This window comes from Citrobacter sp. CK185, from assembly GCF_030333565.1.
In the GTDB taxonomy this organism is placed as follows: domain Bacteria; phylum Pseudomonadota; class Gammaproteobacteria; order Enterobacterales; family Enterobacteriaceae; genus Citrobacter_B; species Citrobacter_B koseri.
In genome coordinates this window covers 32,637-44,201 of record NZ_JAOWFR010000010.1, presented here as the reverse complement: position 1 = coordinate 44,201, position 11,565 = coordinate 32,637, and the positions used below count along the sequence as shown (strand labels likewise).

Annotated in this window: 12 protein-coding genes; 3 read left to right on the top strand and 9 right to left on the bottom strand. The window is 54.9% G+C overall.

Features of this window, described 5'->3' with window-relative positions; all coding sequences use genetic code 11:
• The first annotated feature begins 418 nt into the window (after positions 1–418).
• The gene (locus OGV79_RS01430) at positions 419–832 is read left to right on the top strand and encodes a winged helix-turn-helix domain-containing protein (protein WP_012135723.1); all 414 of its coding nucleotides are present in this window, start codon (positions 419–421) and stop codon (positions 830–832) included.
• An 85-nt stretch (positions 833–917) separates the two neighbouring features.
• Here OGV79_RS01430 and araD read toward each other — a convergent pair whose 3' ends face one another.
• From araD to yiaK, 8 genes are all read right to left on the bottom strand, one after another.
• A complete protein-coding gene (gene araD, locus OGV79_RS01425; protein ID WP_012135722.1) occupies positions 918–1,613 on the bottom strand; it encodes an L-ribulose-5-phosphate 4-epimerase in 696 nt (231 codons plus the stop codon).
• A complete protein-coding gene (locus OGV79_RS01420; RefSeq protein ID WP_012135721.1) occupies positions 1,607–2,467 on the bottom strand; it encodes an L-ribulose-5-phosphate 3-epimerase in 861 nt (286 codons plus the stop codon). Before OGV79_RS01420 ends, araD begins: the two co-directional genes overlap by 7 nt.
• Positions 2,460–3,122: a 3-keto-L-gulonate-6-phosphate decarboxylase UlaD gene (gene ulaD / locus OGV79_RS01415; protein WP_058668274.1), complete on the bottom strand. Its 663-nt coding sequence runs from the start codon at positions 3,120–3,122 to the stop codon at positions 2,460–2,462. The genes OGV79_RS01420 and ulaD overlap by 8 nt, the downstream gene beginning before the upstream one ends.
• A complete protein-coding gene (locus OGV79_RS01410) occupies positions 3,119–4,624 on the bottom strand; it encodes an FGGY-family carbohydrate kinase (RefSeq protein WP_286466759.1) in 1,506 nt (501 codons plus the stop codon). The genes ulaD and OGV79_RS01410 overlap by 4 nt, the downstream gene beginning before the upstream one ends.
• A gap of 90 nt (positions 4,625–4,714) precedes the next feature.
• Entirely contained in the window at positions 4,715–6,034 is a 1,320-nt protein-coding gene (locus OGV79_RS01405) for an MFS transporter (protein WP_047460323.1), read from the bottom strand.
• Positions 6,035–6,139: 105 nt separating this feature from the next.
• On the bottom strand, positions 6,140–7,069 hold the full coding sequence (locus OGV79_RS01400; RefSeq protein ID WP_286466745.1) for a DUF4862 family protein: 930 nt from the start codon (positions 7,067–7,069) through the stop codon (positions 6,140–6,142).
• A 22-nt stretch (positions 7,070–7,091) separates the two neighbouring features.
• The gene (locus tag OGV79_RS01395; protein WP_012135715.1) at positions 7,092–7,556 is read right to left on the bottom strand and encodes a YhcH/YjgK/YiaL family protein; all 465 of its coding nucleotides are present in this window, start codon (positions 7,554–7,556) and stop codon (positions 7,092–7,094) included.
• Between the two features lie 11 nt (positions 7,557–7,567).
• Positions 7,568–8,566, bottom strand: a complete 999-nt coding sequence (gene yiaK / locus OGV79_RS01390; protein ID WP_071259234.1) for a 3-dehydro-L-gulonate 2-dehydrogenase — start codon at positions 8,564–8,566, stop codon at positions 7,568–7,570.
• 218 nt (positions 8,567–8,784) lie between these two features.
• Between yiaK and yiaJ the strand changes: the two genes are divergently transcribed.
• Both yiaJ and OGV79_RS01380 read left to right on the top strand, forming a co-directional pair.
• Entirely contained in the window at positions 8,785–9,600 is an 816-nt protein-coding gene (gene yiaJ, locus OGV79_RS01385; RefSeq protein ID WP_200075943.1) for an IclR family transcriptional regulator YiaJ, read from the top strand.
• A gap of 117 nt (positions 9,601–9,717) precedes the next feature.
• Positions 9,718–10,191 (top strand): 4Fe-4S dicluster domain-containing protein, encoded by a 474-nt coding sequence (locus OGV79_RS01380; RefSeq protein ID WP_012135712.1) that lies wholly within the window; start codon positions 9,718–9,720, stop codon positions 10,189–10,191.
• Between the two features lie 35 nt (positions 10,192–10,226).
• On the opposite strand, the gene avtA is transcribed toward OGV79_RS01380, so the two are convergent.
• Positions 10,227–11,477 (bottom strand): valine--pyruvate transaminase, encoded by a 1,251-nt coding sequence (avtA, locus tag OGV79_RS01375; RefSeq protein ID WP_024131054.1) that lies wholly within the window; start codon positions 11,475–11,477, stop codon positions 10,227–10,229.
• Between the last annotated feature and the right edge of the window lie 88 nt (positions 11,478–11,565).

The following is an 11,565-nucleotide window of genomic DNA, read 5'->3' as shown; positions in this document are numbered from 1 at the left end:
GGATGGCGGCTTCGCCTTATCCGGCCTACGGGAAACCGCATATGTAGGCCGATAAGCGTAGCGCCATCGGGCATGGCGCCGGGGAGAGTGAGGCCGCTGTTCGGTCGTTGGGAACCCGTCGCAGGATTATTAACTGTAATTTGAGATAAATATATAATATTTAATTGTCACATGCGCCGGCCCTGTCTATTTAGCTTATACTGCTAATCGTTTGTCTTTAGTAATTACATTAATTTATACAAATATTTTTTTCAGCTATTAAACCTATACCCCATCAGAAAGGTGTGGGAAAAGAGTTGTGTCGGTTAACTATTGAAAATAAATTGCTTTTTTTTACACTTGAGGCTTACACAATAATCAAGGAGGAGGTGAACATGAGCAGGTATCTCTGGTTTAGCTCAACGTGAGTATCTAAAGTATGGAATATCAGTTACATGGATTTATGATTGGCAGGGAAATATTCCTTGATATTAACGAAGCTCGAATTTTCCGGCTGCCGGTTAATAAAATGGATAGCGTCATCTCTTTCTGTGGAGTGTTTTTTAATCGGACAATGCTCCATCTGTTTGTTTACCTTTTGGTCAATGCACGTTCTCAATATGTCTCAAAGGATGAATTACTCATCAACGTTTGGGAAAAAAATGAATTATGTGCTTCCACGCAGCGTTTATCTAAAGTCGTCAAAAATCTAAATAATAAATTAAGTCTGCTGGGGCTACCGAAGAATTCAATTGTCTGCGTGAAAGGAAGTGGATACATACTGGCACTGGATGATATTCAACCGCTTTATAGTGTGGTGGACAATGTAGATTATCAATACCGATATCGCTGAGGTCAGTAACCGTTTATTCCGTAGCGTGATGTCGCCTTCGGATTCTTACCCTGGACGTTTTACGCCCAGGGATTTTTTTATTGTCTTACTGCCCGTAATAGGCGTTCGCGCCGTGTTTACGCAGATAATGTTTGTCGAGCAATTCTGGCTGCATATCCGGTAGCTGCGGCGTGAGCTGGCGGGAAAACAGCCCCATATAGGCGCACTCTTCAAGCACCACGGCGTTATGCACGGCGTCAGCGGCGTCTTTCCCCCAGGCGAATGGCCCGTGTGAATGGACTAACACCGCCGGGATCTGCATTGGGTTCAGACCGCGTTCTTCAAAGGTTTTGATGATTACCTCGCCCGTCTGGTATTCGTATTCCCCTTTAATTTCCTCCACGGTCATCAGCCGGGTACAGGGGATTGCGCCATAGAAATAGTCGGCATGCGTGGTGCCCCAGGCGGGCAGGTCAAGACCCGCCTGTGACCAGATCGTTGCATGGCGGGAATGGGTATGCACAATTCCGCCGATCTGCGGATAACGACGATAGAGCGCCAGATGCGTCGGCGTATCGGATGAGGGCTTTTTGCTGCCTTCAACGACCTTGCCGCTGGCGATCTCCACCACCACCATATCGTCAGCGGTCATGACGTCATATTCAACGCCGGAAGGTTTAATGACCATCAGTTTTCGCGTTTCATCGACGGCGCTGACGTTACCCCAGGTGAATGTCACCAGATGGTGTGCCGGAAGCGCCAGATTGGCTGCCAGCACCTCGGCTTTTAACTGCTCTAACATGTGAATCCTCCTTCCTGCATACGCGCTTCTATCCAGCGCCTCGCCTGGATAATTTCCAGCACCGGCTCTTTGGCCTTTTCCGTCCACATCTCAATCAAAAACGCGCCACGATAGTTCAGCTCATGCAGCGTTTTGAAGATGCCTACAAAATCCACGCATCCTTCGCCGAACGGCACGTCGCGGAACTGACCGGGGCTGTTCTCTGTCACCGGCTGCGTGTCTTTCAGGTGGATGGCGGCGATGCGGTCAATACCGAGCTTCAGCTCAGCGGCGACGTCGTTGCCCCAGGCGCTGAGATTGCCGACATCCGGGTAAACGCTAAACCACGGCGAGGCGAGCAGCGCGTCCCATTTTTTCCATTTGCTGATGGAGTTCATAAAGGCGGTATCCATGATCTCCACCGCCAGCATCACCTGCGCTGCTGCGGCTTGCTCCACTGCCCACGCCAGCCCTTCGGCAAAGCGTTGTTGCGTACCTTCGTCATGTTCTTCGTAATAGACGTCATAACCCGCCAGTTGAATGGTGCGGATACCCAGATCGCGCGCCAGGTGAATCGCTTTGGTCATGATGTCGCGCGCTCGCTGGCGTACGGCCTCATCGCGACTGCCGAAGGGAAAGCGACGATGCGCGGACAGGCACATTGACGGGATGGCCACGCCGGTTTCCAGCATGGCGGTCACCAGCGACGCCCGCTGCGTGGGGCTCCAGTCCAGGCGCGACAGGCGTTCGTCGGTCTCATCCACCGACATTTCGACAAAGTCAAAGCCGCAGCTTTTCGCCAGCACCAGGCGCTCCGGCCAACTGAGGTCTTTTGCCAGCGCTTTTTCATAGATACCTAACGGATGATTACGCATGCTGCTCTCCCCAGATGGCGTTAATTTGCGCGTGGAACCCGGCAGCAACCTGTGCCGGATGCGCCGCCCCTGCCAGCGCGCGTCCAGCGATAAATGCTTTGACGCGAATATCTTTAAACAACGGCAGATCGGCAGGCGTAATGCCGCCGGTAATCGACAGCTCCAGGCCAATGTCAGAAAGCGCCTTCATCCGCGCCAGATCCGCGTCTCCCCACTGCTGTCCGCTGGCCTGCGCGTCGCGCCCACGGTGGTAAATCGCCTGGCGCACACCGGTGCGATACCAGGCGCGGGCATCGTCCAGCGTCCAGTTGCCGAACAGCTCCATCTGAATTTCACCGCCGCAGGATTGCGCGACGGCATGGCCTTTTTCCACCGTGGCGAGCGGCGCCGCACAGATAATCGTCATCCAGTTGGCGCCGGCGGCAAAAGCCTGCTGCGCGAGCGTTTCACCCGCATCGGCCACCTTCCAGTCGGCAACGATGATTTTATCCGGGCACTGGGCGCGCAGCGCTTTCACCGCGCCCAGCCCCTCGGTTAAACAGAGGATGGTGCCAGCCTCAACGATATCGACGTGGTCCTGTAACAGGGCGACATCGTGAAGCGCCGCCTGAAGGTTGGTGTGGTCGAGCGCCAGTTGCAGTAATGGTCGGCTCATAATGCGTGCTCCTTAATGCGGGCGTGGTAGCCCTGTAATGCCTGAATCAAATCCTGGTATTGGTGGTATTTGCGCTGATAAAGACGGTGCGCGGCCATGTCGGGCATCAGCGTGCGTACCGGGTGCCGTAAGGCGTGCTGAGCCTCGCTGAAACTGCGGTATACGCCGGTGCCGACGCGGGCGGCGAGCGCGGCGCCAAAGCAGCCGGTCTCTTCAACCTGCGGCAGTTCGATGCGCAGGCCGCTGACATCCGCCAGCATCTGCATCCAGACGTTGGAGTGCGCCGGGCCGCCGGTCACGCGCAGGGTGTGCGCCTCAGTAAAGCGTTCGCGCATACGGTTGAGATGGGTCATGTGGCTGAACACCACCCCTTCGTAAATGGCCTGTAGCAGATGCGCTCGGGTATGCAGCGCCTGCATGCCGTAAAAGCCGCAGGTCATCTCCAGCCCGGCATTGCTGCCGTACAGAAACGGTAGGAAAAAGAGTTCGCCGCTCGCTTTCGGCAGACTGGCGACGGCCTGGTTGATCTCGTCAAAAGAGAGTTCGCCCCACTGGGCGGTAAACCATTCAAGATTGCCGGATGAGGTAGGGCTGGCTTCGTGAACGATGTACTGCCCGTCGTTGACGTAGCGGCCATAGACATAAGGGTGCGCTTCGTGGTCGCGCAACCCCTCGGTGATCCCGCTGGTCACCGCCCAGGTACCCATCACCGCGTTGAGGGTGAATTCATCTTCAATACCGGCGCAGAGCGCGGTGGAAACCACGTCAAACAGACCGCCGACGACGGGCGTGCCCGCCTTCAGACCGGTGATGGCGGCTGCCTGAGCAGTGATCTCCCCGCATATTTCGGCTGACCCCATAATGGGGGGCAGCGCATCGTCGATTTCACTGATGCCCAACCATTGGGTCAGGCGCGGGTCATACTGCCCGCTGCTCATGTTGTAGAGGTTGGACTCAGAAATGTTGCTCTCTTCGCACCCTTTTATGCCGGTTAAGCGCCAGCGCAGATAGTCATGCCCCATCATCACGCAGCCAATTTGTGCGTAACGTTGAGGGTCGTTCTCTTTAATCCAGCGCAGCAGAGAGGCGGGATGCCCGGTCCACAGCGTCTGGCGGGTAACGGGGTAAAGCTGTTCAGGAATGCCGTCCTGCTGCCAGCGCTGGACAATCTTCAGCGCCCGGCGGTCGGAAGAGAGAATGGCGCTGCCCAGCGGCTGATCCTGCCTGTCGAGCAGAAACAGTCCTTTACCCTGAGCGGAGATACCGACCCCTTTAATTTGCTCGCCGGAGATGCCTGTACGCTGCAAAAGCCCGGTAATGGTGGCTGCACACTGTTGCCAGAGCTGGTGCATGTCGCGTTCGGCGTAACCCGGCAGTGGCGTTGCCGTCTGTAACGACTGCCGGTTGATCCCATGCTCATGACCTTTGGCGTCATACAAACCGGCTTTCAGATAAGTACCGCCACAATCGATGCCCAGCCAGAAGGCCTCTTTCTCTCTCATCTTTCATGTCTCATTTTTGCCGGATGGCGCCACGCTTATCCGGCCTACGGGTTTTGTAGGCCCGGTAAGCGCTGCGCCCCGGGCATGGTGTTACGCGGCGTGTTTACGCGGACTCATTGTCTTTGCCGGTGTCGAACCCGCATCGCATTTCGCGGGCAACAACAACGCCAGCAGCGCGGCCAGCGCCAGGGAGATCGCCAGGCAATAGACGCCCGCATCTTTGCTGTACAACGTGATCAGTACGCCAACCGCGTAGGGGCCGCAGAAGCCGCCGAGGTTGCCAAGCGCGTTGATAACGCCGCGTGCGCCGCCCGCCATCTCGGCGCTGAACAGACGTGCCGGAATCGTCCAGAAGACGCCCGCCGCCGATTGCAGGAAGAAGCCGCAGCCGACCAGCGCGGCATAGGCCAGCCAGATTTGGTTTTTCAGCGCCACCGACAGGAACATGCACAGGGCGAAGCCAATCAGCGGCAGGCAGACAAACAGTTTGCGTTTACCCGTGCGGTCGGAAAGGAAAGAGAACAGGAACATCCCGGCGATCGCGCCGACGTATGGCAAAATGGCGAGCATACCGACTTGCCCCATGCTGCTGTGGGTCAGCTCTTTGAGAATGGTCGGCAGCCAGAGGGTGTAACCGTAAATCCCGGTCTGATAGAAGAAGTTCAGGGCGATAAGTTGCCACATGGTTTTGTCGGAAAGGACCGCGCTGAGAGAGGCGTTTTTGACTTCGCTTCCGGCAATGGCTTTCTGTTCTGCGGCGAGGGTTTCCACCAGATAGTTTTTTTCCGCCCCGGAGATCCAGCGGGCTTCCTGCGGCCGGTCATAAATGGTGTACGCCCACAGCACCAGCACGACGAGAGAGAGCAGACCTTCAATAATGAACAGCCAGCGCCAGTCGAGTACGGTGATTATCCAGCCGGAGAGCGGGGCGGTGATAATCCCGGCAATCGGCACAAACATAATCACAATGGCGTTCGCACGACCGCGTTCAGCGTCCGGGAACCAGTTGCTGATCATCGTCAGTACGACGGGCAGCATGCCGCCTTCCGCCACACCCAGTAAGAAACGCAGGGCAAGCAATTGATACTGGTTGGTGATTAAGCCTGTGAGGACGGAAATGACCGCCCAGGCAACCAGCGACCAGCCGATAAATTTCTTGCCGCTGCCGTGAACGGCGATTTTGCCGCCGGGAACCTGTAAGAACAGATAGCCGATGAAGAAAATCCCGCCAGCCAGACCGGCCATAGTGGCGGAAATACCTAATTCGGCATCCATTCCGCCAGGCATCGCGAAAGCAATATTCACGCGGTCCATATAAGAAATAATACAGGTAATCAGAATGGGCGGAATAATTCGCAGCCAACGCTGACGAGGTATATCTTTTTCTGTAGGGCGAGAGGTCATATTCATCTTCGTATTCTCGTAAAGTAAGTATTCTGGCGATGAAAAGTAAATTATTTAATGCCTGATGACGTTTTGCTTATCAGACCTACGGCGCTATCCGGTAACGTCTTATTATTTGGCGTTATTTAATGCCGTAATGCCGTCGCGTAATATCGCTACGCGGTGACTGACGTCGGCATTAGCGTTAATTTCCAGTAACTTAATACCCATGAATTGCAGAACGTCTGTTCCTGCGCAGGTCAGTAATTCACGGGCATGTTCTTGCGTCATCATGCTGTCAGGGCAGAAAGGTGCGAAAGGCGCATGTAAATCCTGCCATTCGCCGTATTCACCGCTTTGCGTTGTACCGGAGAACATCAGCGCGCCGAGTTTACCAGCCTGTTTCATCTGCTGCGTATGGGTCAGTGGCAGGGTGGTGTTGCGTCCTTCAATGGCGGAACGCGCCCAGTTAATGCAAACGCTGATGTCGTAGTCGGCAATCACCTCCAGCACGTTGTCCAGAGGCAGGAATCCTTTGCGCGGCGCGGCGCTGGTCATCGCGTCGCAGTGTTCCAGCACCAGGTCGCACGGCCAGTCCCAGCCAGCGATCTCTTTCACTGAACGGGCAAATGCGTCCGTTGCCTGTGCGACGTTTGGGTTATCGGCCTGCGGTGCGGCGTGCAGCTCAAGCGCGATCACTTTCCCGGCGCTTGCCGCGTTGATTGTCGTGATCTTCTGGTAAAGGTGGCGATAGTACGCCACACAGGCCTGACGCTGATCTTCATTGCTGGAGGCCAGCCCAAAGCCGCGGTTTTCACCGCGACGGCGCATGGTTTCCATAATCGCCGTCACGACGATTTGCCAGTTGCCTGGCGTATGGCGCAATAACCACGCGTCGCCGAGTGGGTGAAGATGTTCAAGGCAGGGTTGCTCCAGCCCACGAATATCAGGAGTATCGGAGAGTTGCCGCCAGAATTCCTTCTCTTCCTCTTCACTCTTTTGGTGAAATGAGGGTGCACAGGGATACGCACCGATAATATAACCGGTATTGTTCGTTTTCATGTTGTGCTCCAAAGATAACGTTTTATAAAGCGGATATTGCCACTTTAACGACGATTTTCCGTATGGGTGTCGCGACCGTTTTATTGCAGCCAGGGCGATGAACATCCTGCGGGAAAAAAATAGCGTAGCTTCCCGGAACCATTTCAAAGAAAGATTCATGTTCACTGTCGTGATAGAAAATAATATCGCGCTGTTCTAATAACGATTCGCTGATTTGGTTATTACCGGTGTCGATGGCAACCCCTATTTTTTCTTCACCCCAGGCGAGAAACTGAATATCCAGATAACGGCGATGAACTTCTGGACGGTTTTCAGCCGCAGTGCGGGTGGTTAAATCAATTATCTGGGCAAAAATATTTTTGCCGTCGATTTCCACCACCCCAGGGTCCAGCGTGCGAAAGTCGGTGGTGCGTAAGAAATCGAGCGCCTTTTCAATCGCGTCTGGCAGACGACACGGATTGGGCTGTGCGATATGTCCAAATATCATGCTATGCCTCCTTACAGCGCCTGGATTTTGGCCCATACGCTGTCATCGACGGTGATGCCGTTGCGGCGATTCTCATCCCGCAGCCGGGTAAATTCGTGGCCTGGCAGACGGATTGCCACGTTCTCATCGGCGCGCTCAGCGGTGGTGACGAAATCCATAATGCGCTGGAGTTTGGCATCGCGCGTGGCGCCATCAATCAACTTATCGACCTCAATAGCGATGAAGATCTGCGAAACGCCGTATTCGTCGCTGTTTTCCTGGGTAACTTCGGCAACGGAAGCGCCGTCGGAAAGCAGGGTGGCGATCATATCCAGCACAATCGACAGACCTGACCCTTTCCAGTAGCCCATCGGCAAAATGCGGCGATTTTTTTCGATCACGCCAGGTTCTTTGGTCAAATTGCCTTCATCGTCGAACCCGCCGTCTACCGGCAGCTCACGTCCCGCCAGCCGGTTCACCTCTAACATGCCGTAGGAGAACATCGACATCGACATATCGATCATGGTGATTGGCGATGAAGGGATGGCGACGATCAGCGGGTTCGTGCCAATGCGGCACTCTTTTGACCCCCACGGCGGCATCACGGCGATAGAGTTGGTCCAGCAGATGCCGATGTAGCCTTTTTCCGCCGCCTGCCAGCCGTAGCTGCCGCCGCGCATCCAGTGGTTGGCATTGCGTAACGCCACCAGGCCGATGCCGTGGTCGGAAGCCAGTTCAATGGCGCGATCCATCATTTTTTTCGCCGTCAGATTGCCGATGGATCGCTGAGCATCCCACTGCTCGATGGCGCCAAGGCTGGTGATACGCTGCGGTCTGGCATCAGGAATGATGTCGCCATTATCCAGTTGCTGAATGAAACGGGGAAAGCGATTCACGCCATGCGAATAGACGCCGGATTCTGTGGTACGGGCAAACATCTCTGCACAGGCGTCAGCCGTTTCCGCCGCAACGCCGCGCGCCAGCAGCACCCGATTGAACGCCTCTTTTAACTGCTCAAAAGTCACTTTCATTCCTGCTTCTCCCGTTTATTTTTGACCGCTTTTTTATCTTTAAATTTCACTATGCGAAATCTGATTTCAAATATAGCGATCAAATTTTGACAGATCAACGGGGTGGTCTATTTTTTAAAATCATCAAAATCAAATAGTTGTGTTTTTTCGGTTCAGATCGTGAACTGAAACACACTTTGCGCTACCATCAGAGCGCGACGAAAAGGGGAGCGGAAGCGATGGGCATAAAAGAGAGCGAAATGACGCAAGAAAAAGAGAGGCCAGCCGGTAGTCAGAGCCTGTTCCGTGGTTTGATGCTGATTGAGATCCTCAGTAACTACCCGAACGGATGCCCGCTGGCGCACTTGTCTGAACTGGCAGGGCTGAACAAAAGTACCGTGCATCGACTGCTACAGGGATTGCAGTCCTGCGGGTATGTCACCCCCGCGCCTGCCGCCGGAAGCTATCGTCTGACCACTAAATTTATCGCTGTCGGGCAGAAAGCCCTGTCATCGCTGAATATCATTCATGTGGCTGCGCCGCATCTTGAGACGCTGAATATCGCCACTGGCGAGACCGTCAACTTCTCCAGCCGTGAAGACGATCATGCCATCCTGATCTATAAGCTGGAGCCGACCACCGGCATGCTGCGCACCCGCGCCTATATCGGTCAGCATATGCCGCTGTATTGCTCTGCGATGGGGAAGATTTACATGGCGTTCGGCCATCCTGACTATGTGGAAACCTATTGGGAAAGCCACAGGGATCAGATCCAGCCGTTGACCCGTAACACCATTACCGGGTTGCCGGCGATGTATGACGAGCTGGCGCAAATTCGTGAAAGCGGTATGGCGATGGATCGCGAAGAGAATGAGCTGGGCGTTTCCTGCATTGCCGTGCCGGTGTTTGATATTCACCATCGGGTGCCATACGCCATCTCTATTTCGCTTTCGACGTCCCGGCTTAAGCAAATTGGCGAGAAAAATCTGCTCAAACCCCTGCGTGACACCGCGCAGGCGATCTCGAATGAGTTGGGTTTTACCGTGCGCGATTAAGGCAGGCGCCCGGAAGATGATGGACATCTGACAAAATTTAATCGTTTCCCTCGTCGGATCAAAGCAGCGATCGCGCCCTCTCTGGCACTCTGGGGTTTTACGCAGGTGGAGAGGGCAATGAACCGATTTATCATGGCGGATGCGGCGAAATGTATCGGCTGTCGTACCTGTGAGGTTGCCTGCGTAGTGGCGCATCAGGAGAACCAGGACTGTGCGGCGGTGTCGTCCGGGGAATTTGTCTCCCGCATCCGGGTCATTAAAGACGATGCGTTTACCACGGCGGCGGCATGTCGTCAGTGTGAAGATGCCCCCTGCGCGAACGTGTGCCCAACGCAGGCCATCCGTCGCGATCATGGGCACATCTTCGTGGAACAAGCGCGCTGTATCGGGTGTAAAAGCTGTATGCTGGCGTGCCCGTTCGGCGCGATGAACGTTGTGTCGCGAACCTCACGCGTACAGGCGATTAAATGCGATCTTTGCTGGCACCGTGAAACGGGCCCGGCATGCGTGGAGGCCTGCCCGACTGACGCGTTGCAGTGCCTTGATGTGGAAAACGTGCAGCGACAACGACTGCACGCGCAACCCGTCTGAGTGTCACCCCGGTCAGGCGATGACCGGGGGGGCTGTCAGCCTTCGCGCCAGGCGCGCTCAACCTCTTCAGCAAGAATTTTCACCCCTGCCTCAATTTTTTGCGGATCGGGAACGTAGTTCATCCGCATGCACTGATGCGTATGTGGCCAGGGTTTGTCCAGCCCCGGGAAGAAGTAGTCGCCGGGAACCATCAATACGCCGCGCGCTTTCAGACGCTGGTACAGCAATTCAGTCGAAATCGGCAAATCTTTGAACCACAGCCAGAGGAAAATAGCGCCTTCCGGTTTATGGATCAGGCAGCGATTTTCCGGTAAATACCGGCGAATGGTCGCGATTGTCTCCAGTACGCGCTGGTAGTAGAACGGTTTTATTACCGTTTCCGACAGGCGCAGCAGGTCGTTACGCTTGATCATTTCGCACATCATTGCCGGGCCAATACCGCCAGGCGACAGGCTGATAATGCCGTTCATATTGGTGATGGCGGTGATGATTTTTTCATTGGCGATAATGATGCCGCAGCGGCTGCCGGGCAGCCCCAGTTTAGAGAGGCTCATGCACAGGATGATATTCGGATTCCACAGCGGGCGTGCTTCGCTGAAAATAATGCCCGGGAAGGGAACGCCGTAGGCGTTATCGATCACCAGCGGGATGCCGTGCTGATTGGCAAGAGTATCCAGCTTCATCAGCTCTTCGTCGGTAATCACATTGCCTGTTGGGTTAGTCGGGCGCGACACGCAGATCATGCCAGTCTCTTCCCCGATGCGCAGATGTTCAAAATCAACGTGGTATTTGAACTGACCTTCCGGCAATAGCTCGATATTCGGGCGAGCAGAAACGAAAAGATCCTCTTCCAGCCCGGAATCGGCATAACCAATGTATTCCGGCGCCAGCGGGAACAGCACTTTTTTAGTCGTCCCGTCGGCGCGGCGTCCGGCGAAGAGATTAAACAAGTAGAAAAACGCGCTCTGACTGCCGTTTGTTAGTGCAATATTCTGTGGTTCGATATCCCAACCCAGATTCTCACGCAGCAGCGACGCGAGCGCTGTCAGTAGCTCCGTTTTTCCCTGCGGACCGTCATAATTACAAAGCGCATCAGTGGCTTTGCCGTTTTCCAGCATTTCGCCCAGTAGCGAATGGAAGTAATTCTGCATTTCCGGGATTTGCGCTGGATTACCCCCGCCGAGCATGATTGCGCCGGGCGTGCGTAAGCCGTCATTGAGGTCTTCCATCAGGCGGGTAATGCCTGAATGGCGGGTAAATTTGTCGCCAAAAAGTGAGAATGTCATAGCAGGTGGTCTGTCGAACTCATTATCAAAGTGGCTAACCATAGCGCTACCTATGGCAGGGTGCAAATCAGGCGTTAACGCCGTGGTT